This window comes from Anoxybacillus thermarum, assembly GCF_000836725.1.
In the GTDB taxonomy this organism is placed as follows: Bacteria; Bacillota; Bacilli; order Bacillales; family Anoxybacillaceae; genus Anoxybacillus; species Anoxybacillus thermarum.
Map to the genome: position 1 here is coordinate 1 of NZ_JXTH01000068.1, position 17,477 is coordinate 17,477.

Here is a 17,477-nt window from a genome sequence, read left to right on the forward strand (position 1 = left end):
TCCAAGCGGGTTGAACAGGCCAAACGGAAGGCAGGACGGTTGTGGGCAGATGTGGTGCGTCAGAATCTACCGTGTCTGCAGCGGTCATCCGGGACGCCGATCCATCAAGCGTTGTCGGCGCTTCGGGATTTTGGTTGGGTGTAAAAAAATGGAATACAATATCATCACTTCAAGATGAGGGATGAGAGTCCAAAAGCGCTTACGATATCAATTCCTGAAAATGGTTCGCTAACTAGTGATTGACAACACCCGTAGTGAACCGAAAAAATGTTCTCCACAAAGTCTTGACTGACTCCTTGCTCCCATATCTCATTGCAGTGATCTGCTACATAAAGTAAAATGAATTCTACATGACATTTACTACACACATTAATGGGGAGTTGAACATTGAAACTAACTTCAACTTTATCTCCATGTTTTCTCATTACTGTCCTCCTAAAACGGCAAATCATCTTCACGTGGCCATTTGCTGCATGCACCCCAGTTTTGTGGATCGTCACGCCAACGTTTTGCTTCAATTTCTTGGCATTTTCTATACAAAGAATCAATGAACTCGCGTAGCGTTTTGCTCTCTGTTTGTCCAAATACACTTTCTCCACAACCGATGTAATCCTTTAGCTCCAATACATCATCTTCTGAAATTGGTGGCAATGTAAGCAACGTCATCACCCCATAAACTCATAAATGTTTGTTTGCCCCTCTGGAACGATAAGTGATTGCTGTTTCTGTTGTATGCGCAATTCTCCAACCGATAAATCTTGAAGCGCCTCGTCCGTCTTACAAACCGGACATTGCACAAGGTGCTGTTCTTCAAAGTCCTGCGAAACTGCAAACACTACATCGCAACTCTTGCATTCATACACATGAACGGCAATTTTCACTTCAAAACAACTCACTTTCCTCGAATTTGATTCGTGCCGTTTTTCCCTTCGCTGTTTCAATAATCGTATATCCATGTTCAACCGCTTCCGCTACTTTTGCTTTCCCCTGCACGCCGTCAATCACAACAACAAGAACTTTACCTGGAACGATCGGATGCGAAACGGTCATATTATCTATATCAATCTGCAATTCTTGCGCTCTTTTACTCACCGGAATCCCTCCATGTGGTATAATGAAGTTAGGCGGTCGGGAGAGATCTCGGCTTTTTTGTTTTATCCAATCACTTTCCATCCCCGTCGAATCCTGCTTTGTAGCTCATACTTGCGCAACGGCTCATATACATAAACCGCATCGCGATTTTCCTTTCGATATAGCAAATACCATTTCGCTTTTCGCTTACGACGTTTCATTCAACATTCACGTCCGAATTTAGCTTATCAAGCACAATCAAGTGCGCAAATTTAAATTTCAGCACCTCGCAATATACGATTGCATCGATCATTTCCTGCTGCAAGTGTTCCAGCCAGCCGACCAATGTGTAGTCACTTGGATTGACGGTTGTTCCGTATTTTTCAATCCCCTTTTCGGTTTGTATTTCGAGCAATTTTTGCACGTTGCGAAGTATTTGATTTTTGTTGAGCTCGTTCATCCAATGCTTTGCATCCATCTCAATACCCACTTTCTTGGCGGTGATGGTTGACTGCGTTTTTACGCATATACGCTGCCTCAACTTCATCCCAAGTAAATTCGAGCATTTCTCCAAGTCCGATGAAAGAACTCCAAATGTCGACATATACCGTGATATCTTCAAGTAAACGTGATGTATATTCAAACAAGCCTATAAACTGTTGAATAGTGGATTTTGCTTTATACGGTTCAATCTGTTCCCATTCTATCGTCCCGATATTTCCGCTCAATCCAATGCTCAAAATGAAATGTAAACAGTCCACATATTCTTCCAACATCCCCTCTTTCGGTTGCCGATTCGTTTTCCAATGCTTAAACCCTTGCCACTCGTTTGCGAGTTCTGCCAGCTCCACCTGTAAGGCTAATACTTTATTCGGCAAAAGATTCTGACCATCTAATCCTTTTTCTCGAACAATACGCTCATCCAGTTCCCGCTGCATCTCAAAAAGCTTGGATAAGTCCATTATTTCGCTCCCCTTTTCTTTCTGTTTTGCGGCCAACGCCAGTCAATTGCTCGGCGGTTATCTTCGTCGTAATATTTCTTGCGCGGACGGTTCCGATACGCTTCAAGCTCTTCTGGCGTTAGGTAACTGACGACAACTGGGCCATGTAGCGACTTACGACTCATCGCAAATCCTCCAATCGTTTTTGTATCTCTTTTAGCGCCATTTGTTTATATCGAATCGGACAATGTTCATATCGCACGATAACGTATAATTGTCTAAGCGTTGCTTTTGACCAGTTCATTACGTTCTCCCTCCATTCGCTCGTATTCCCGTTGAATCTCTTCTAGCGTCAGTTTCGAGAGTGCTCGCCCGTCAGCTGCAACGAAAACACCTTTTCGGCGCAAACGTTGAATCAATACATGCTTTAACAGCAACAACCCATTCCACCTCCGCTATATTTTCGAAAAGAATCGATCAAGCTTTGATGTCGGGTACGCTTTCCCATTAATCCAGACCGATACAAGTCGCTCTCTCGTAATCTCGTATCGTTCCAATACTTCGATCAAAGCCGATTCAGATTGAATACTGCCGGTGAAACCGACTATTCGTCCAACGTCGTTTTGATACTCTAATCGAATCCAAATCGGGTACGGCATAGCGATCACCTAGTCATTGCGATACTTTTTCAGTCGCTCTTCTAGCTCACGTCGTTTGCGTTCAAGCGCCGCTGGATCCACGTCTGCTTTGTGTTCATATTGCGAATAGTCAGTGTTGAGCCAGTCTGGTACGATTTCTGTTCGAACGGCTTTTTTTCCATTCGTGCTAGAGCCATTGCGTTTCTTTGCTTGCTGCTCTTTAAATGCTTTTTGTGCTGCATGCACTTGTTCGACGGTTTGATATCCCTTGTCTACCCAGTCGCGCAAAATGGTTTCAACGTACTTCCATGTCTTGACGCCATTTTCTACTGCAATTTTCATCGCTTCTAAAACTAGCGCTTCGGATGTGTCGTCGATCCATGTTGAGATTTTTTCGCTTATGTAGCCGCCAATCGTACCAAAGCCGTTTTGTTCAAAAAAAGTAAACGGATTCTCTTCGCGCACGCGCTCGTCTTCTTCTACTTCTTCTTTTTTCTCTGTAGTAATCTCTGTAGTATTCTCTGGTATTGGTCTGTTCAAGTTGAGCAGATCGTCTGTCCAATTTGAGCAGATGGACTGTTCATTTTGAGCAGATGGACTGTCGATTTCGTCAGTCGTCTGTTCATTTTGAGCAGTCGATGTGTCAGATTGATCAGTCGTCTGTTCAAATTGAGTGAGTTTCTCATAATCAATGCGATACCATTTTGTTTTATCGATTTTGGACTTATTAAAATTACTGACAATAATAAGCCCCTTTTCTTCCAACTTGTTGATAATGCGGCGAATCGTGCTGATCGACCAAAATGGGAATTGCTCTTGCCATTCCTCGTATGTGTTGTATACCCACTTATAACCTTCGTGAATGTGATTGCTTCGCTCAAGCCAGTAATGTAACTGCTGCAGCACGATACTTTCATTCAAGCCGATCGTAGCCGCTAGCGAAGGTAAAATCACTAACGGCTCTTCATCCAAAAGAAGTCTTGTTGCCATGTATATCCCCTTCCTCCCTTGCAAAATAGTGTATGTTGTGGCATGATAAAACCTAGAAGTCTGAAATAAAAACCTGTATATCACCTTTTCCTATTTGCTCGGCTATTTCTAACGCGATTTGACGGCACTCGGACACAGTGAGCGCGTGAATGAGTGCCGTATGGATCGTTTCGAAATAGCCGTTCTCCTTTGCTGCGAATTCTACTTCAAATAGCATATTTACACGCATGAAGCATACAATGTAGTGATGCTTCGTGACCTCCCTTCTAACAAGGCAAAACATTCTTTTTCTCAAGCTGGCGCAACTTTGAATATACGGATACTTCGCTTCGTTCCAAACGAGCTGCAAGCTCTGAAACATCGAAAATATCTTTATGTTGCCATAAATAAAACTCTTCTTCTTCGGTCCATTTGCCTCTTTTTATGCGAGGGCTTTCTTTCGATAACAATACAGATAGCTGTTGCATTTGCTTTCCGATCGGACAACTTATGATGCATACGCTTTGTGTACCGTGATGCCGTTCTTTGCATCCTGTACACTTGTCTAGCAATTGCAAGATTTGCAAACGAATTTGTTTTTTCTCTTCCCGCGTCACACCATCACCCCAGCATCCGCGATACAAAATCAATTTGAATGCCGCGCTTACGCATGTCAGCGACAACTTCAAAAAGCTGTGCGCGACGTAATTTCTTTTGTTCGATTGCTTGCAGTTCGTCTAATAAAAAACGCAACTCCGACATTTCAATTTTCGCTGTTTCATAGTCGCGGTTTTGAAGCGATTCTTGTATGTACTCGATGCACCGCGATGCTTTTTGTAGCAAATTAGTTTCTTGCAAAAAGAGCGTATCTTGCATGTCACTTTACCTCCTCCGAAATGAATGGCTAGACGTCTTCGCAATGGCCATCGCATGTATTGTGGCGCGGCTCCCCTCTTGGATCGTCGCCCGCTCTCGCTCGGTCTAGTGTGCATGCGCACCGATTGAAGTACAAGCTCATGGGCTGGGGGACACGCCCATTTTCAGGCTGGGAGATACCTGTTGCTTGTACTCCAATCGGCAAGCATACGCTTGCCGGACTTTTCAATTTATGCTACAATGTGCTCGAGTCTTGAATAACTATTGAGCGATGGCTAGTGTTGGCGCACTGGCCATTTTTCGTTTGTACCACTCTTGTTTTACCGTAAGTTCTAACGCTAATAGCAGCGCTGGGTCATTACGCAATTCTGCGCATAACTTTTTTACCTCGCTTGCTTTCATTAAACGGCTTGCTGTAAAACAAAAACTCATTGTTCCTTCCCCCTTAAATTAATTCTTTTACCGATCGACATTTGTATTGCTCGACGTATTCTTGATGATAGTACGCTTTCACTAGAACATTGATCGCATCAACATATGCTTTGCATGCTTTGTAACTTGGGCAATCAGAAAGTTTTTTGTATCCTCCTTTTCCGTCCTTCCATTCTTCACGCAAAAAGTCCAACTCGGCTTCCAAGAATGTTTTCAACCTTTCAATCGCATGATCCATTTCGCTTCTCCTCCTCTATTTCCGAATAAATCCCTTCGCCTGCAATTTCGTACGATGCTTTTGCCACATTTTAATCCACGAAAAACCGTAATCAACACATATCACCGCAACATATTGCGTGAGCGCTACAATCGCATCAATCGTTTGTAAAATCGCTTCTTCGAGGTGTTGTTTATCGTACTCCCTAATCGCTCGAGGATGGTTCGCTACACATACACTTTCGATCGCTTGCAGCGCTTCGGTTAGTTCCTCTTTCGTTTTCATCGCTACACTTGCACGATGCAAATCGACCACTTCTCCATCAAGCTTGACTGGTCCCCATCCTGTGTACTCCGCAGCCGCTTCCAGTGCCACCCACGGATTGTTGTGCTTCTCGGCAAAATATTTCGATATATTCGGCTGCACTCGATACCGTCCGTTTTCCTGGTGCGATACAGATTCGCGAGATTCAAAAATTTCGAATGACAGTTGCTGTTGGGTCATATTGGCTTCCTTTCTTGCCGCTTTCACAGCGTCTGCGGCTCTACCACGTTTCATGTTCCTTTTTCCCCTTTCTACCAATCTTTGAAAATGTTTGTGCTATGCTATTCGTAGAAGCCTTTAGATAGCTGATTTTTCAAAAAACGATGTATTTTCTTCTACCCAACGCGTATGTTTTTCGATCCATTTGAACAAGAGATGGGTTGGAATCAAAACGCCTGCTTCTCGAAACACTGGAAAATCAGAACGGTTCAGCAATTCAGATGCTTTCGTCTGGCTGATGTTGAAAAGTTCCATGAGCTGTTTCCGTGTTAACATAGGCGGTAATTGGTGCTGTTTCGTTACTTCATCGACTGCCTTTGTCACTTCCTCATGGATGACTTGACGAAGCTTTTCCATATCGATTTCGACTTTAATAACCGATGACATTGCCATACCTCCTTGTAGGATTTTCCTCTTTCCTGTCGAAATAGAACGATGGAAGGAGGTGAAAAAATTATGGATAAAAAATTTGATAATGAAATACCTAGCATATTAACTGAACGTGTAGATTTGAAAGCATTGACAGCCAATGCTTTTGCAAACGTAATCGAAAATATAAAAAATGGAAAAATCGAAGAAGTAAGCATGGATTCGAATACTGAGATTTTTTTCTTTACACACTTTGGATTAGTATCAGGAAGTCTATATATTCCACCAGAAGAAAATGATGAATTTGATCCGGCTTATTTTCTTCATAAAGTCATTTTTAAAACCCGTGACTCGCTGCTCTCCTCCTATATAGAGAAAAGTGTTAAGAGATTGACGAACGATTCTAGTTTCGTATTGCTTAAAGATGTAACAATAAAGCCGTATGCTAATCCTGACGCTCCGTACAATCTTCCTTACTTTCTGTTATATAGCGATGCAATTCTTGGGATATCTTTTGGGAGTCAGCGAACGGAGTAACATGTAAATACGGCTGAATAAACACTGATTTTGGAGCCGTCGTTGCCGCGGCGGCTTCCTTTTCTAACTTGGCGTTAATCTTCGCCCAAACTTCTGGGAACAGCTCTTTGTGAAGCAGATCGACCGCTTCTTTTAGGTCTGCTTCACTGAAATTATTCTGTCTTAACATAAGATGAAAATGGGCGATAATCACATACTTGTTTAGAACACTCATCTTACTCACCTCCTTTCATGTCATGGGGATTGAGTTGTCAAGGAGCTAACTTTTTGTTCACTATAAGTTAACTCTCTGTCCAAAAAAATATCGTCTGGGCTAGTATCGAATACTTGCGCTATTTTTACAGCAAGCTCATAGTTTAATCGGCGTTTTCCATTCTCAATCATCCAGTAGTACTCTTTAGAAATTCCGACCAAATCGGCAACTTGTTTGCAACTGAGTCCCTTTTCAGTACGAAGACTTTTTAATTTATCCAAAACCAATTCCGTGTCACCTCTCTTTGTTAACTTAAAGTTAACTTTATTATAATTAACAACAGGTTAATATTCAAGTGTTTTTTATAAAAAAATTTCTAATTAGTTAACAAATATACTTCCCTCTTTAAGTTATCTATTTGTTAACTTATAATTATTATGAACACAGGAAAGAGGTGCTTTATGTGTTAGGTGACCGTTTAAAAAGACTAAGATTAGAAAAAAAACTCACCCAAGAAGAACTAGGAAAGAAAATAAATGTCACAAAAGTATCCATATCGGGATACGAGAACGGGAATCGAACACCTGATACTGAAACACTTCAAAAACTCGCCGACTTTTTCAACGTCACCACCGACTACCTACTCGGTCGCACCGATGATCCGAATCCGCCAGAGAGCGACAATGAGGAATTAGGTACACTGGCGAGGATTAATCAGCTCATCAAAGAGTATGGAATCGAGCAGATGGGATTCTTTGATATTGAGAAGTGGAAGCATCTATCTGAAGACGAAATTAGGGAGATTATTCAACATTTCGAGTGGGTAGCGCATAAAGCTGCACAAAAGAATAAGTCACCAGGAAAAGACACCGAGTAAATGATTAAGGTGTCTTTTTTATTTTTGGAGGGGAGAGAGAAAATGAGCAAATTCAAAGAAATTGAAGATTATCGGGTGTTTACTTCGAAAGCTGAATTACACAAATCAATAAATGCTCTAATCGGCATTATCCAAGGAATACGTTTCGACAATATAGCGAATGAACACGAAATAGCTGAGCTCATTCATTGGTGCAATCTACATAGACGTTTTGAAAAAAGAGCGCCATTTAATGAAATTATTCCGTTGATTGATCAAGCATTGCTCGATAATAAACTGGAACAGGAAGAAATTGAAGATATCTTGTGGCTTTGCAATAACATTGTCAACGACTCTGGATTTAACCGATATTACGATCTTATTACATCGTCTATTCAACAATTGCAAGGCATTCTCCATGGTATTTTAGCCGATAATGTTTTAAACGAAGCAGAAATCGAGCAGCTATGTAGTTGGATTGACGATCATGACTTCTTAAAAGGAACGTACCCTTTCGATGAAATTCATAGTCTATTAGTTAGCGTTAAGCAAGATGGGATTATTAGCGATGATGAGAAAAACTTGCTTAAAGCTTTCTTTGCTAATTTCGTCGACACAAGAGCCTCCTACAACGTCCATGAATTTGAAGTAAAAGCGCTGCAAAGCCAATATTCAATAAGTGGCATATGCGCTGTTTGCCCAGAGATCACGTTCGAAAACAAAGTTTTCTCTTTTACTGGTGCATCAACCAGAGCAACCCGCAACGAAATCGCTAAAATCATTCAGAACATGGGCGGAATCTTCAACAACAACGTCACAAAAGATACAAACTATCTAATTGTCGGTGGCGACGGAAACCCTTGCTGGGCATTTGCTTGCTATGGGCGAAAAGTCGAAAAAGCGATTGAGTTAAGGAAAAAAGGCACACCAATTATTATCGTGCACGAAAATGATTTTTGGGATGAGGTAGTTATTTAAGGTGCATCAGCATAGACAGAATCATCTGCCCCGTCACAAAGAAATTTGTGGACGAAAATCGGGTGAATTCATGGAAAGCCTAAGTCGATAAGATACGGTAACCATGAGCCAAGCCGCAGGAATGCCGCTACTTTGTACTGCGGAAGGTGCAACGCATAGATGGTGAGGACAGGCTACCAATAACCCATCCACGAGCGCCCGACACCCTACTTCGGGTGAAGAGATATGCTGACCTTCTTGGAAACAAGAAGAAGCTCGGGATAAAAAGCCCGAGCGATAACAAAGTGAAACTAGCTGAAACAATGAGCAAGTCAACGCGATTTGAAGGTAGTGCCTTAAGCAATGCAATGGAAGAAGCGTTAAAACCACTACAAAACATGCAAAAATTGCTGGGAGGTGCTGCTCAACAATCCATGGCTTGGAATAATGAATCTGTTTTGGGTAGAATTTAGGATTCTGTCTATTTTGATTATACATTACAGCTTCTTGGTGACAAAACACCAGTGACTTTTATGCAAGTAAAAAACGTATGAGGTGATATTTTCTTGGAAGAACTAATATTAACTGATGAGCAAGCGCAATATTTGATAAAAATATTGTAACAAATTCTGCGGAAATATAAAGTAGATCTTAGCCCAGGACAAAGCGGAAATATATTACTTAGATCCTTCGATGGACATTACGAATTTATTTTAAATTACTCCACTTCTAAATTTAGAAATGATAAAATAAGTATACATATTAGAGAAAAAGAAACAAACTTAAGCCTCGTCCGAGTCAATATTGATCCAAACGGTTTTCATAATAACTCAGACGGTGTTATTAGAGGAAATAGAATATTGATTTTCTCAAACGAGGAATTCTGTAATAAAAACGATGGTTTCACACATGTCAAAGCGTATCCTTTGCCAAGTTGCTTTACGAATCCAAGTGATTTAGAGCAAGTATTTTTAGACTTTCTTATGTATATTAATGTTCAACGAGAGGGAAAAATAGAGTTTGCAGATTTAGTGTAAAATGAAGGATTTTTCAAGTAAAAAAAGGGGGAAGATAATGTCAACTGTTATTAATTTAGTTCAGCAGTCTTATTTTGACTGGATTAAACAAAACACAAAATTTTCGAATGTTCTAAACGAAGCAGTTGAATTATCATCCCCTTTTGTCGATTCGCTTAACGAAAACATCAAAATTTATATTGAACCTAGTTCTAATGAGTTCAAAATAACTGATGATGGTTATACTATATGGAGCTTAGAATCAATGGGCATTTCCTTTAGAAAAGGTTCGCATCGAGAAAAAATGCTTTTTCAAATTATCGATAAATATAATGTTCAACTTGATGACAAAACATTATATATAGTTTGTGATAAAGACAATATAGGTAAAGCTATACACTATCTTATCCAAGCAGTTCTCACCATATCAGACCTTTTAAAGACTGATAAAAAACATATAAAATCTCTCTTTTTCGAGGAAGTGGAAAAATATTTTGAACAAAATAAAGCCATTTATAATTACTTTCCTGATCTAGAGATTCAAGGAAAATCAAAATTAATGCATAAATTTGATTACCTAATGTATACAAAAAATATGCAAAAGAAGTTAGTTCGTGTTGTTAATCATCTGGATCAAATACAACTGGAACGGATCTTATTAAGTTGGCAAGATACCAGTCAGCAACGCTTAATTAGATACAAAGAAAACTTAGGAATGGTTGCTTTAATAAACGATTCGGAAAAAAAAATACCAAAAAAATTTAGTGAAGCATTTCATGAATACGGTATTGAAGCCGTTGGCTTTTCTGATAAAGAAAAAGTAAAAGAATCTTTATCATTTGCAAGTTAGCCCAGAACAAGGGCTTTTTCTTTTTATTGCCAAAACAAACATTTGTTCGTATAATCTCCTTAGGGAGGGGATTTTATGCAATTATGTCACTACTATACTACAGCCCTTGAGGATTGGGTCACGAATCTTTATAAACGATTAGGCATCTTCCATCCTTCTCACATTGATCCATCGTTTATTGCCCGGAAGATGAACATTTTTTTGCGCGAAAAACCTTTTCCATCCGCTCATCAAGTTGTGGGTCGCTTTCGCTGTATTGTTGTTGACTCACGACTATCGAAAGAGGAAAAGCGAGAAGCCTTTTTCCATGAACTGTGTCACATTCTTCGCCATGTCGGGGTTCAAAGCATGATGCCCGAAACATTCAGAGAGCTCCAAGAATGGGATGCAAGTCATTTTACTAAATATGCTGCTATTCCCTCTCATATGCTTCGCTTTATCGACTGGAATGACATGTACATAATTGAACAGATGTCTAATATGTTTAAAGTGACACCAGAATTATGCGAAGAACGTTTAACACAGGTTAAAAACCGCATATTAATCAAACAATCGAAATTTGTATCAGCAACTATCTATCTTTAAGTCATATAGAAATCTTTAGAGAAAAGTCGGTCATAGCACATTCTAAAAGCAAAATGCGATAAATTATACCAAAAGCCTTCTGAAAAGTATTTTAACATAACAGTATCAACATCATCCGAAAGGAGGAACAACAATGGCTTATTTCCGCAAAGTACCTGCCAAAAATGCTAAGGGATATACGTGGTCTGTTACAGTAGATTTAGGCCGGGATCCTTTAACAGGAAAACGGCGACAAACCACAAGGCGCGGTTTCACAACGAAGAAAGAAGCCGAGAAAGCTGCCAACGAACTTATTGCTCAAGCAGAAAAGGGCATAAATGTTATCAATCAAAACATAACCATACAAGAATACTTGAAAGAATGGATTGAGCTATCCGCCAAACGAAAAGTAAAAGAAACAACGTTAAAAAACTACATAAGAGCCATCGAACATCGAATCATTCCGTCTTTAGGGAAAATTCCTTTGCAAAAGCTAACAGCCGCGCAATGTCAAAAGTTTATTAATTCCCTTGTCGATGAGGGGTTATCTGAGCGATATATCGAATATATTTACGTCGTCTTATACGGGGCTTTGCAAAAAGCGATTGAATGGGATTTAATCCTGGTGAATCCTCTAACCAAAGTGGACGTTCCTCGAGGCAGAAAAAGAAAGTATGTGACATGGACACGGGAGGAACTCAATCGATTTTTAAGTTTCGCTAAATTAGAAAACATCATATACTATACCGCCTTCTTAACAGCAGCCTATACCGGCATGCGCCGCGGTGAGCTTTTAGGGCTGAAATGGCAGGACATTGATTTTGAGTATGCACGAATTCATATCCAGCGAAACTTAATTTACGACGAGGATGGATTTCGATTTGGAGATTTGAAAACAGAAGCTTCCCAGCGCATCATTGCGATCGATGATTTTCTTTTAAAAGAGTTGAAGCGATATAAAGCCAAACAAGCTGAGATTAAATTAATTGTAGGAAATCAATACGAAGATAACGACCTTGTCTTTGCTCGAGAAACTGGAAAACCGATTTTTCCTCGTACATTAACAGATATTTTCAATCGTGTTATAAAAGCCGCTGGAGTAAAGAAAATACGTTTTCATGACTTAAGGCATACTCATGCTACACTGCTTCTTGAGGCAGGTGCTGGACTAAAAGAAGTTCAAGATCGTCTTGGACACGCTTCTATCAAAACAACTGGTGATGTTTATGCTCATGTAACGAAAGAGATACAGGAAAAAACAGCACACATTTTTAGTGATTTTATGAGAAAAAACGGCTAGGTGGCACAAATGTGGTCAAAATGTGGTCAAATGCCACCTAGCCTCTTTAAAAATCCCTTTATTTCAAGGTTAGTTTCGCCACGCACTCCACATGCATCGTATCGCGGTGGGTCGACAACGATACAGTCTGCTTTCACTCCTTGTTCGTACCATGTCGGAATAACGACTTCTGCTTCCCCAACCGCAAATTCTACATTCGTGATGCCATTTAGTTCAGCGTTTCGTTTAGCGTCGGCAATCGCTTCAGGAACAACTTCGACTCCGTACACTTTTTTCGCTTTTTTCGCTAAAAAGAGAGAAATGGTGCCGATGCCGCAATAAGCGTCAATGACCGTTTCTTCACCTGTTAAGTTCGCATATGCAATCGCCTGATCATACAACACTTTCGTTTGTTCAGGGTTTACTTGATAAAACGAACGGGCGGAAATCGCAAAACGAACGTCACCGATATAATCGTAAATATATTCAGAGCCCCAAAGCACGCGCGTTTCTTCTCCCATAATGACATTCGTCCGCTTCGGGTTTATGTTTTGCACAATGGATTTCACGTTCGGGACACGTTGTACAATTGCTTCAACGATTTTCTTTTTATGCGGCAACTCCTCTGTGCGCGTAATAAGGACGACCATCACTTCTTTCGTCGTTGCCCCATAGCGTGCCATAATGTGACGAAGCACACCTTTATGCGTTTGTTCATTGTAGGCTGGGATGTTATATTGCTCGCAAATCGCTTTAACTGTCTGCACGACCGTGTCATTCATTTCTTGTTGGATCAAACAGGCGTCCATGTCGATAATATCGTGGCTTCGTTCTTTATAAAAGCCTGCGATAAGCCCACCTTCGCGCTCACCGACCGGCACTTGCGCTTTGTTGCGATATCGCCATGGATCGTTCATGCCAAGGACAGGGTGAACGATTGCGTGTTCAATTTTCCCGATGCGGGCAAGCACTTCTTTTACATGTTTATATTTCGCTTTTAGTTGTCCTTCGTAACGAATATGTTGGAGCTGACATCCGCCACATTGTTTATAAATAGGACACGCTGCATCAATGCGATCTTCGCTTTGTTCATACAGTTCGATCAAACGACCGAAACCGTACCCTTTTTTTACTTTTACTACTTTCACTTTCGCTTTTTCGCCGGGCAAACCGTTCGGAACGAAAATTGGAAAGCCATCAATTTTTGCTACTCCTGCCCCGTCGTGCGTTAAATCTTCAAATACGACGTCATAATATTCATTTTTTGCTACTGGTACTTCCATGCTTCTTTCCCCTTCCGCAAAATTGCTGTCAAGATTGTAGCATAGTCGAACAAAAAAGAACAGGTTTATTCCCCTGTTCTCATTTGTTCAGCTTTTTCTTTCGGAACAAATACGTTCATATGACGATATAAGTTAACAAATTCGCCCGGAAGCATGCCGCCATACTCTCCATCTAAATTAAGTTGCATGTTTTCTTCTGTATACACTTTCACGCGGTTTGCTTTCGTATAAATGACGTGCGGGTCATGAATATGTTCACCGCGCAAGGCGAGCGTTGCGATTTTAATAAATTCAGCTAAGTTCGTTTCTTTTAAAATAATTAAATCGAACATGCCATCATTTAACGATGAATTTGGGGCTAATTTTTCAAAGCCGCCGACAGAGTTCGTAAGCGAAACGAGAAAAAGCATGACAGCCCCTTCAAACATTTTCCCATCGTACTCGATTTTTACATGGACAGGGTGCAAAGAAGGAAGCATTTCAATTCCTTTTAAATAATAAGCGAGTTGACCGATCATCGTTTTCAATTTGCTTGGCACTTCGTACGTTAATTCCGTTAAGCGCCCACCACCTGCAATGTTAATGAAATAATGCGTCTTTCCTTCGTTCGTTACCGCTCCAATATCAATCGGCACCGCTTCTCCGTGAATGATCACATCACACGCTCCTTCAATTGAGCGCGGTACACCGATCGCGCGGGCGAAATCGTTCGTCGTACCAACCGGAATAATGCCAAGGTTCGGACGATACGAAGCCTCAGCTAGCCCATTGACAACTTCATTAATCGTCCCATCGCCACCTGCGGCAATGACAAGGTCAAATTCGCGCTCAACTGCTTTTCTTGCCGCCTCTGTCGCATCCCCTGCCCCTGTTGTCGCATGACATGACGTTTCATATCCTGCTTGTTCTAACCGAATCAGTACATCAGGCAAATGCTTTTTAAATATTTCCCTTCCTGACGTCGGATTATAAATAATACGTGCTCGTTTCATCCCCATCATCCTATTTACTTTATTTTTCCACTATTTAACATCATACCAAATTTTCATAACCATTGCAATGAACAAAAGAAAGCCGACTCAACGGAGCCAGCTTACATAAACATTTCATACCAAATTTTTATCACAGTCGCTACAATTAACACAAGCAAAATGTATTCGAGCGTTTTCGTATTTATTTTTTGACTTAGTTTTGCCCCGATAGGAGCAGCTAGTAAACTAGCAACAACCATCACGATCGACGGGACAAGAAGCATATGTCCACCCATCACTTTTCCTATCGTCGCCCCAATTGATGAAATGAACGTAATGGCTACAGACGAGCCGATCGCGATGCGCGTCGGCACTTTTAAAATGACGAGCATAATCGGTACAATAATAAACGCTCCTGCTGCCCCGACGATACCGGAAGCAATTCCGACAATAAACGATAACATAACTGCATACAATCGGTTAAATATGAGTTGCTCTACCGCCACTTGTTCGCTCCCCTTTGGCTTTGGAAAAAACATTAATACAGCTGCAATCGAAGCTAAAATGGCATATACAAAATTAATTGTCTCATCGGCTAAAAACTTTGAACCGTATCCACCAATGAAACTACCAATGACAATGGCTGTTCCCATATAGGCAACGAGCCGACCCGATACATATCCTCCTTTTTTAAAAACGACAAGAGCAGCAAGTGTAGAAAAAAACACTTGTACAGCACTAATGGCGGACACTTCTTGCGCTGTAAAGGCGGTGAAACCGAGAAGCGGTGGGATGTATAAAAGCATCGGATATTTAATAACTGAGCCACCGATGCCAACCATTCCTGATAAAATGGAGCCAATAGCCCCGATAAAGAAAAGAACAAGCACATGGGAAATTGTATATTCCATATGAAACGCTCCCTTTATACTAAATCGGCAATATGATTTTTCAAAGCATACTGAATGAGTTCATGTTTTTCCTTAATACCAAGTTTTTGCATAATGTTCGTTTTGTGATTTTCGACCGTTTTCGGACTAATTTTTAGCTTATGTGCAATTTGGCTGTTCGTATATCCTAAAAAGGTTAACCGAACAATTTCACGTTCGCGGTTCGTAAGCGGTGACTTCGGCTCTTTTTCCGCAAACATTTTTTCTAGCCGTTCCTTAGGAATATGAGTACGATAAAATCGTTTGCCGTAATATACGGCCTGCAATGCTTCGTGTAAATCGTTTGTTTGGCTGTTTTTTAACAAATAACCGTGAATGTTATATTGAATCGCTTTTTGTACGTATATTTCTTCATCATGCATCGTTAAGACGATTACTTTTACATTTTCTAATTCATTCATAATCGTTTTTGCCGTTGTAAATCCGTCAAGGCCAGTCGGCATCGAAAGATCGAGCAAAATAACATCTGGATGATGCTTTAAAGCAAGCGTAATTGCATCACAGCCGTTACTTGCCTCTCCAATCACTTCCACATCAGGAAATCCTTCAAGAAGCAGACGGATGCCTTTTCGAATTAAATCATGATCATCAACGATTAACACTTTCATCCTCTCCGCCCTCCTCTAACGGCACGCGCACAAAAATCGTTGTCCCTTCCATGGGTGCAGACGTAATCGTCGTTTCTCCTCCGAGATGAAAAACACGTTCTTGAATATGTTTTAAGCCGAGCCCTTCACGCTTTTCTTCAACTTGGAAACCTACACCGTTATCCGCAACAGACACAAGTAATTCCCGTTCTGTCTGTTCAATCGAAATACGCACTTCTGTTGCCTTTGCATATTTCATCACGTTATGTAGCGCCTCTTGAATGATGCGATACAAGTTAATTTCCATCGTCGGCGACAAGCGTGTATATACGTTTGTGTGAAATGAAAATAACGTATTTGGCATTTTCGATTGAAGTGACTGAATAAGCGACTGAATCGTTGGAATAAGCCCCAGGGCATCTAAACTTTTTGGCCGAAGTTGTTGCGCATATAATTTTACATCTTCCATGACGCGCCCGAGCTCTTCACGCACCTCTTTGACGTATGCATGGAGTTTTTCATCCTGTACACGTTGAATAATATTATCTAGTGCGATGGAAATGCTGTAGAGCGATTGACCGACACCGTCATGCAATTCTTGTGCTAAACGTTTATGTTCTTCTTCTTTTGCCTCGGTTAGCTTTTTCACCATCCACTTTGAACGGCGCGCCTCTTCTTCTTTTTTCTTTGCGGTTTGATCGCGCAGGACAAGCAAATAATATTTCGCATCATCTTGTTCGAGGATAAGCGCTGTGCTCATTTCTACATCGATGAAATGTCCATGATACGTCGGCATTTCTGATAAAAAATACGGCACTTCCTCTGTTGAAATTAAATAACAACGCTCTTCTCCTTCTTTCACGTCGCGCCGTTGGCAAAAAGAACAGTAAGGCACTTTTTCACCTAGATGCCACCCGGTAAGCCGTTTGGCAGCTGGATTCATTTCTACGATTATTCTTTCATGATTCATGACAATAATCCCATCTTGAATGTATGCAAAAATTTTATCTAAAAACTGCATGTTTTCACCTCTCTTCCATTATAAAGAAAATAGAAGCAAGATGAAAAGAAAGGACTGACAACGGAGTCAGTCAAGACTTTGTGGAGAACATTTTTTCGGTTCACTACGGGTGTTGTCAATCACTAGTTAGCGAACCATTTTCAGGAATTGATATCGTAAGCGCTTTTGGACTCTCATCCCTCATCTTGAAGTGATGATATTGTATTCCATTTTTTTACACCCAACCAAAATCCCGAAGCGCCGACAACGCTTGATGGATCGGCGTCCCGGATGACCGCTGCAGACACGGTAGATTCTGACGCACCACATCTGCCCACAACCGTCCTGCCTTCCGTTTGGCCTGTTCAACCCGCTTGG

General features: G+C 40.9%; 31 protein-coding genes and 2 pseudogenes. 9 read left to right on the forward strand and 24 right to left on the reverse strand.

Features of this window, described 5'->3' with window-relative positions:
* Positions 1 to 144 (forward strand): annotated as a pseudogene (locus tag LH47_RS15480) (UPF0236 family protein); the annotation flags it as partial.
* 291 nt (positions 145 to 435) lie between these two features.
* Here the strand turns inward: LH47_RS15480 and LH47_RS12625 are convergent.
* The 17 genes from LH47_RS12625 to LH47_RS12680 form a co-directional block, all read right to left on the reverse strand.
* Positions 436 to 666: a hypothetical protein gene (locus LH47_RS12625; protein WP_235341146.1), complete on the reverse strand. Its 231-nt coding sequence runs from the start codon at positions 664 to 666 to the stop codon at positions 436 to 438.
* Positions 666 to 836 carry a hypothetical protein gene (locus tag LH47_RS12630; protein ID WP_235341145.1) on the reverse strand — a complete coding sequence of 57 codons (171 nt, stop codon included), beginning with the start codon at positions 834 to 836 and terminating at the stop codon, positions 666 to 668. The genes LH47_RS12625 and LH47_RS12630 overlap by 1 nt, the downstream gene beginning before the upstream one ends.
* A 46-nt stretch (positions 837 to 882) precedes the next feature.
* Positions 883 to 1,092: an XtrA/YqaO family protein gene (locus LH47_RS12635; RefSeq protein WP_009362105.1), complete on the reverse strand. Its 210-nt coding sequence runs from the start codon at positions 1,090 to 1,092 to the stop codon at positions 883 to 885.
* A gap of 62 nt (positions 1,093 to 1,154) precedes the next feature.
* Positions 1,155 to 1,292 carry a hypothetical protein gene (locus tag LH47_RS16510; RefSeq protein ID WP_167333785.1) on the reverse strand — a complete coding sequence of 46 codons (138 nt, stop codon included), beginning with the start codon at positions 1,290 to 1,292 and terminating at the stop codon, positions 1,155 to 1,157.
* Positions 1,289 to 1,549: a hypothetical protein gene (locus tag LH47_RS12640; protein ID WP_043968045.1), complete on the reverse strand. Its 261-nt coding sequence runs from the start codon at positions 1,547 to 1,549 to the stop codon at positions 1,289 to 1,291. The genes LH47_RS16510 and LH47_RS12640 overlap by 4 nt, the downstream gene beginning before the upstream one ends.
* Before the next feature lies 1 nt (position 1,550).
* Positions 1,551 to 2,033 carry a dUTP diphosphatase gene (locus tag LH47_RS12645; RefSeq protein WP_043968047.1) on the reverse strand — a complete coding sequence of 161 codons (483 nt, stop codon included), beginning with the start codon at positions 2,031 to 2,033 and terminating at the stop codon, positions 1,551 to 1,553.
* Positions 2,033 to 2,197 carry a hypothetical protein gene (locus tag LH47_RS16515; RefSeq protein ID WP_167333786.1) on the reverse strand — a complete coding sequence of 55 codons (165 nt, stop codon included), beginning with the start codon at positions 2,195 to 2,197 and terminating at the stop codon, positions 2,033 to 2,035. The genes LH47_RS12645 and LH47_RS16515 overlap by 1 nt, the downstream gene beginning before the upstream one ends.
* Positions 2,194 to 2,316: a hypothetical protein gene (locus tag LH47_RS17120; RefSeq protein WP_009362109.1), complete on the reverse strand. Its 123-nt coding sequence runs from the start codon at positions 2,314 to 2,316 to the stop codon at positions 2,194 to 2,196. The genes LH47_RS16515 and LH47_RS17120 overlap by 4 nt, the downstream gene beginning before the upstream one ends.
* Complete coding sequence (locus tag LH47_RS15485; RefSeq protein ID WP_326939034.1) at positions 2,291 to 2,452, reverse strand: Fur-regulated basic protein FbpA; 162 nt, start codon at positions 2,450 to 2,452, stop codon at positions 2,291 to 2,293. Before LH47_RS15485 ends, LH47_RS17120 begins: the two co-directional genes overlap by 26 nt.
* 15 nt (positions 2,453 to 2,467) lie before the next feature.
* Positions 2,468 to 2,671, reverse strand: a complete 204-nt coding sequence (locus LH47_RS12650; protein WP_043968049.1) for a hypothetical protein — start codon at positions 2,669 to 2,671, stop codon at positions 2,468 to 2,470.
* Between the two features lie 9 nt (positions 2,672 to 2,680).
* On the reverse strand, positions 2,681 to 3,640 hold the full coding sequence (locus LH47_RS12655; protein WP_043968051.1) for a DnaD domain protein: 960 nt from the start codon (positions 3,638 to 3,640) through the stop codon (positions 2,681 to 2,683).
* 266 nt (positions 3,641 to 3,906) lie between these two features.
* Positions 3,907 to 4,236 carry a zinc-finger domain-containing protein gene (locus LH47_RS12660; protein ID WP_043968053.1) on the reverse strand — a complete coding sequence of 110 codons (330 nt, stop codon included), beginning with the start codon at positions 4,234 to 4,236 and terminating at the stop codon, positions 3,907 to 3,909.
* Between the two features lie 4 nt (positions 4,237 to 4,240).
* A complete protein-coding gene (locus LH47_RS12665; RefSeq protein ID WP_043968055.1) occupies positions 4,241 to 4,495 on the reverse strand; it encodes a hypothetical protein in 255 nt (84 codons plus the stop codon).
* Positions 4,496 to 4,756: 261 nt separating this feature from the next.
* Entirely contained in the window at positions 4,757 to 4,927 is a 171-nt protein-coding gene (locus LH47_RS16520; RefSeq protein WP_167333787.1) for a hypothetical protein, read from the reverse strand.
* A gap of 13 nt (positions 4,928 to 4,940) precedes the next feature.
* Positions 4,941 to 5,165, reverse strand: a complete 225-nt coding sequence (locus tag LH47_RS12670) for a hypothetical protein (RefSeq protein ID WP_043968064.1) — start codon at positions 5,163 to 5,165, stop codon at positions 4,941 to 4,943.
* 15 nt (positions 5,166 to 5,180) lie between these two features.
* The gene (locus LH47_RS12675; RefSeq protein ID WP_043968066.1) at positions 5,181 to 5,702 is read right to left on the reverse strand and encodes a helix-turn-helix domain-containing protein; all 522 of its coding nucleotides are present in this window, start codon (positions 5,700 to 5,702) and stop codon (positions 5,181 to 5,183) included.
* Between the two features lie 63 nt (positions 5,703 to 5,765).
* Positions 5,766 to 6,074 (reverse strand): DNA-binding protein, encoded by a 309-nt coding sequence (locus LH47_RS12680; protein ID WP_152619624.1) that lies wholly within the window; start codon positions 6,072 to 6,074, stop codon positions 5,766 to 5,768.
* A gap of 69 nt (positions 6,075 to 6,143) precedes the next feature.
* Between LH47_RS12680 and LH47_RS12685 the strand changes: the two genes are divergently transcribed.
* The gene (locus LH47_RS12685; RefSeq protein WP_043968070.1) at positions 6,144 to 6,593 is read left to right on the forward strand and encodes a hypothetical protein; all 450 of its coding nucleotides are present in this window, start codon (positions 6,144 to 6,146) and stop codon (positions 6,591 to 6,593) included.
* Positions 6,594 to 6,827: 234 nt separating this feature from the next.
* On the opposite strand, the gene LH47_RS12690 is transcribed toward LH47_RS12685, so the two are convergent.
* Positions 6,828 to 7,073 (reverse strand): helix-turn-helix transcriptional regulator, encoded by a 246-nt coding sequence (locus tag LH47_RS12690; RefSeq protein WP_043968072.1) that lies wholly within the window; start codon positions 7,071 to 7,073, stop codon positions 6,828 to 6,830.
* A gap of 176 nt (positions 7,074 to 7,249) precedes the next feature.
* Between LH47_RS12690 and LH47_RS12695 the strand changes: the two genes are divergently transcribed.
* The 7 genes from LH47_RS12695 (at position 7,250) to LH47_RS12720 (ending at position 12,329) form a co-directional block, all read left to right on the forward strand.
* Positions 7,250 to 7,663, forward strand: a complete 414-nt coding sequence (locus LH47_RS12695; RefSeq protein ID WP_043968073.1) for a helix-turn-helix domain-containing protein — start codon at positions 7,250 to 7,252, stop codon at positions 7,661 to 7,663.
* Positions 7,664 to 7,705: 42 nt separating this feature from the next.
* The gene (locus LH47_RS12700) at positions 7,706 to 8,620 is read left to right on the forward strand and encodes a BRCT domain-containing protein (RefSeq protein ID WP_043968076.1); all 915 of its coding nucleotides are present in this window, start codon (positions 7,706 to 7,708) and stop codon (positions 8,618 to 8,620) included.
* A 146-nt stretch (positions 8,621 to 8,766) separates the two neighbouring features.
* Complete coding sequence (locus tag LH47_RS12705) at positions 8,767 to 9,072, forward strand: hypothetical protein (protein ID WP_043968078.1); 306 nt, start codon at positions 8,767 to 8,769, stop codon at positions 9,070 to 9,072.
* Positions 9,073 to 9,228: 156 nt separating this feature from the next.
* Positions 9,229 to 9,636, forward strand: a complete 408-nt coding sequence (locus LH47_RS17225; protein WP_407637163.1) for a DUF6978 family protein — start codon at positions 9,229 to 9,231, stop codon at positions 9,634 to 9,636.
* Positions 9,637 to 9,673: 37 nt separating this feature from the next.
* On the forward strand, positions 9,674 to 10,465 hold the full coding sequence (locus LH47_RS12710; protein ID WP_161792580.1) for a DUF1828 domain-containing protein: 792 nt from the start codon (positions 9,674 to 9,676) through the stop codon (positions 10,463 to 10,465).
* Positions 10,466 to 10,540: 75 nt separating this feature from the next.
* Positions 10,541 to 11,050, forward strand: coding sequence for an ImmA/IrrE family metallo-endopeptidase (locus tag LH47_RS12715; RefSeq protein WP_043968082.1), 510 nt, complete (start codon positions 10,541 to 10,543; stop codon positions 11,048 to 11,050).
* 133 nt (positions 11,051 to 11,183) lie between these two features.
* Positions 11,184 to 12,329: a site-specific integrase gene (locus LH47_RS12720; protein ID WP_043968084.1), complete on the forward strand. Its 1,146-nt coding sequence runs from the start codon at positions 11,184 to 11,186 to the stop codon at positions 12,327 to 12,329.
* 26 nt (positions 12,330 to 12,355) lie between these two features.
* Here the strand turns inward: LH47_RS12720 and rlmD are convergent, their stop codons facing one another.
* The 6 genes and pseudogenes from rlmD to LH47_RS15490 form a co-directional block, all read right to left on the reverse strand.
* Positions 12,356 to 13,591, reverse strand: coding sequence for a 23S rRNA (uracil(1939)-C(5))-methyltransferase RlmD (rlmD, locus tag LH47_RS12725; RefSeq protein ID WP_084221333.1), 1,236 nt, complete (start codon positions 13,589 to 13,591; stop codon positions 12,356 to 12,358).
* Between the two features lie 65 nt (positions 13,592 to 13,656).
* On the reverse strand, positions 13,657 to 14,583 hold the full coding sequence (locus LH47_RS12730) for a diacylglycerol kinase (RefSeq protein WP_043968086.1): 927 nt from the start codon (positions 14,581 to 14,583) through the stop codon (positions 13,657 to 13,659).
* 101 nt (positions 14,584 to 14,684) lie between these two features.
* On the reverse strand, positions 14,685 to 15,473 hold the full coding sequence (locus LH47_RS12735) for a sulfite exporter TauE/SafE family protein (RefSeq protein ID WP_043968088.1): 789 nt from the start codon (positions 15,471 to 15,473) through the stop codon (positions 14,685 to 14,687).
* Positions 15,474 to 15,487: 14 nt separating this feature from the next.
* Positions 15,488 to 16,120 (reverse strand): response regulator transcription factor, encoded by a 633-nt coding sequence (locus LH47_RS12740; RefSeq protein ID WP_043968090.1) that lies wholly within the window; start codon positions 16,118 to 16,120, stop codon positions 15,488 to 15,490.
* Positions 16,101 to 17,120, reverse strand: a complete 1,020-nt coding sequence (locus LH47_RS12745; protein WP_043968092.1) for a sensor histidine kinase — start codon at positions 17,118 to 17,120, stop codon at positions 16,101 to 16,103. Before LH47_RS12745 ends, LH47_RS12740 begins: the two co-directional genes overlap by 20 nt.
* A gap of 214 nt (positions 17,121 to 17,334) precedes the next feature.
* Positions 17,335 to 17,477: pseudogene (locus LH47_RS15490) on the reverse strand (UPF0236 family protein); the annotation flags it as partial.

What these genes read in the sequence shown, in the direction of transcription:
- LH47_RS12625 (WP_235341146.1), bottom strand. Translation starts at nt 666, where the DNA reads ATGACGTTGCTTACATTGCCACCAATTTCAGAAGATGATGTATTGGAG.
- LH47_RS16510 (WP_167333785.1), bottom strand. Translation starts at nt 1,292, where the DNA reads ATGAAACGTCGTAAGCGAAAAGCGAAATGGTATTTGCTATATCGAAAG.
- LH47_RS12640 (WP_043968045.1), bottom strand. Translation starts at nt 1,549, where the DNA reads ATGGATGCAAAGCATTGGATGAACGAGCTCAACAAAAATCAAATACTT.
- LH47_RS12645 (WP_043968047.1), bottom strand. Translation starts at nt 2,033, where the DNA reads ATGGACTTATCCAAGCTTTTTGAGATGCAGCGGGAACTGGATGAGCGT.
- LH47_RS16515 (WP_167333786.1), bottom strand. Translation starts at nt 2,197, where the DNA reads ATGAGTCGTAAGTCGCTACATGGCCCAGTTGTCGTCAGTTACCTAACG.
- LH47_RS17120 (WP_009362109.1), bottom strand. Translation starts at nt 2,316, where the DNA reads ATGAACTGGTCAAAAGCAACGCTTAGACAATTATACGTTATCGTGCGA.
- LH47_RS12650 (WP_043968049.1), bottom strand. Translation starts at nt 2,671, where the DNA reads ATGCCGTACCCGATTTGGATTCGATTAGAGTATCAAAACGACGTTGGA.
- LH47_RS12655 (WP_043968051.1), bottom strand. Translation starts at nt 3,640, where the DNA reads ATGGCAACAAGACTTCTTTTGGATGAAGAGCCGTTAGTGATTTTACCT.
- LH47_RS12665 (WP_043968055.1), bottom strand. Translation starts at nt 4,495, where the DNA reads ATGCAAGATACGCTCTTTTTGCAAGAAACTAATTTGCTACAAAAAGCA.
- LH47_RS16520 (WP_167333787.1), bottom strand. Translation starts at nt 4,927, where the DNA reads ATGAGTTTTTGTTTTACAGCAAGCCGTTTAATGAAAGCAAGCGAGGTA.
- LH47_RS12670 (WP_043968064.1), bottom strand. Translation starts at nt 5,165, where the DNA reads ATGGATCATGCGATTGAAAGGTTGAAAACATTCTTGGAAGCCGAGTTG.
- LH47_RS12675 (WP_043968066.1), bottom strand. Translation starts at nt 5,702, where the DNA reads ATGAAACGTGGTAGAGCCGCAGACGCTGTGAAAGCGGCAAGAAAGGAA.
- LH47_RS12680 (WP_152619624.1), bottom strand. Translation starts at nt 6,074, where the DNA reads ATGTCATCGGTTATTAAAGTCGAAATCGATATGGAAAAGCTTCGTCAA.
- LH47_RS12685 (WP_043968070.1), top strand. Translation starts at nt 6,144, where the DNA reads ATGGATAAAAAATTTGATAATGAAATACCTAGCATATTAACTGAACGT.
- LH47_RS12700 (WP_043968076.1), top strand. Translation starts at nt 7,706, where the DNA reads ATGAGCAAATTCAAAGAAATTGAAGATTATCGGGTGTTTACTTCGAAA.
- LH47_RS12710 (WP_161792580.1), top strand. Translation starts at nt 9,674, where the DNA reads ATGTCAACTGTTATTAATTTAGTTCAGCAGTCTTATTTTGACTGGATT.
- LH47_RS12715 (WP_043968082.1), top strand. Translation starts at nt 10,541, where the DNA reads ATGCAATTATGTCACTACTATACTACAGCCCTTGAGGATTGGGTCACG.
- LH47_RS12720 (WP_043968084.1), top strand. Translation starts at nt 11,184, where the DNA reads ATGGCTTATTTCCGCAAAGTACCTGCCAAAAATGCTAAGGGATATACG.
- rlmD (WP_084221333.1), bottom strand. Translation starts at nt 13,591, where the DNA reads ATGGAAGTACCAGTAGCAAAAAATGAATATTATGACGTCGTATTTGAA.
- LH47_RS12730 (WP_043968086.1), bottom strand. Translation starts at nt 14,583, where the DNA reads ATGAAACGAGCACGTATTATTTATAATCCGACGTCAGGAAGGGAAATA.
- LH47_RS12735 (WP_043968088.1), bottom strand. Translation starts at nt 15,473, where the DNA reads ATGGAATATACAATTTCCCATGTGCTTGTTCTTTTCTTTATCGGGGCT.
- LH47_RS12740 (WP_043968090.1), bottom strand. Translation starts at nt 16,120, where the DNA reads ATGAAAGTGTTAATCGTTGATGATCATGATTTAATTCGAAAAGGCATC.
- LH47_RS12745 (WP_043968092.1), bottom strand. Translation starts at nt 17,120, where the DNA reads ATGCAGTTTTTAGATAAAATTTTTGCATACATTCAAGATGGGATTATT.